This is a genomic window from Vibrio sp. Vb1755 (assembly GCF_033338635.1).
GTDB classification, from domain to species: Bacteria; Pseudomonadota; Gammaproteobacteria; order Enterobacterales; family Vibrionaceae; genus Vibrio; species Vibrio alginolyticus.
Map to the genome: position 1 here is coordinate 1 of NZ_JAWOTA010000212.1, position 1,248 is coordinate 1,248.

The window sequence follows — 1,248 nt, forward strand, 5'->3', positions numbered from 1 at the left end:
TACACGGCGCTTGATTACGCGTGTTGCCACGTCTGGGTTTGCAGGTACAACCATGCCGCCGAAACCACAACAGCGCGTGTTTTCACGTGTGTGTTCTGGTTCAGAGGTTTTGTAGCCAAGCTCGTTTAAGATCCAACGGATACCGTCTTGCAGTTCTTTCTCGTAACGAGTTGAACAAGAGTCGTGAATGGTAAACACTACGTCGCTGTTTTTGGCTTTGCCGCGCAGTTCTTCCGGTAAACCAATTTCTGGAAGCAGTTTCCACAAAGATACTGGGTTTTGTGTGCCGCTAGATTTTTTGATCAAGCCGTAGCAGCTTTGGCACGCCACGATGGCTTCTTGTGCCTCTAGCTTGGCGAAGTCTGCTTGAAGCTGGCCGTAGCGTTCTTTGAATTTCTCTGTTTGGCCGATAGCCGCGGTAGGTTTGCCACAGCATTTCTGTACTGCGCCCATTTCTGGGAATACTTCTTTTAGGTAGCTCGCAATGGCCGCTACGCCTTCTGGTGAATAGGATGGCAAACTGCATCCTGGCATAAATACTTTATTACTCATTTTGTCGATACCGCTCGTTTTGCCATAGTGAAGATTTTTGAGAAGCCCAGTTTCTGGTGCATATTGATCGCTTTATGACCCGGCATTGGTGATTCACCATTGTTTGCCTTAACAAAGTCAGCACGTGCGCCTAGGAACATTTCCTTCATCGGGAAGTCTTTCGGACACACGATGGTGCACTGGTCACAGGCGTTACATGAGTAAGCCAGCAATGGATCCATCGACTTGTTGTTCACGAAGTCAGAGAAGATGGTCTTTGGACAGTCACTGAAGTCATTCATCATGATGCACTCGGTCATACATAGCTTGCAGCTACATTGCAGACAGCGAGATGCTTCTTGTTTGATTAGTTCTTCAGTAAAGCCTACATCCACTTGTGCAAAGTCTTGTTTACGCTCTTCAGCATCACGCAATTCACCGTGTAGGCGAGGGGTATCTACCGTACCTTTTGGTAGTGGTACGTCTAGACGAGATTAGTAGCTGTATTCTTGCTCGAAGTCGCGGTCTTCAGTTAGTGGGCGAGTCGTTAGGAAACGCTCAACACTCATTGCGGCTTTACGACCTAATGCCATCGCTTCAATCACGATGTTACCGCCACACGCGTCACCGGCTACGACGACGTCTTCTAGGCTCGATGCTAGTGTTTGTTTATTGACCACGTAACGACCACCGCGAGTTTGCTCTAGTGCACCGTCA

Annotated in this window: 1 protein-coding gene and 1 pseudogene; both read right to left on the reverse strand. The window is 48.4% G+C overall.

Translation table 11 applies throughout. From position 1 onward, the window contains the following. Positions 1–552 (reverse strand): (Fe-S)-binding protein (locus R7E00_RS23985; RefSeq protein WP_318124759.1); only part of this gene is annotated, 552 nt, incomplete at its 3' end. Further along, positions 549–1,248: pseudogene (locus R7E00_RS23990) on the reverse strand (4Fe-4S dicluster domain-containing protein); the annotation flags it as partial. The gene R7E00_RS23985 and the pseudogene R7E00_RS23990, both read right to left, overlap by 4 nt.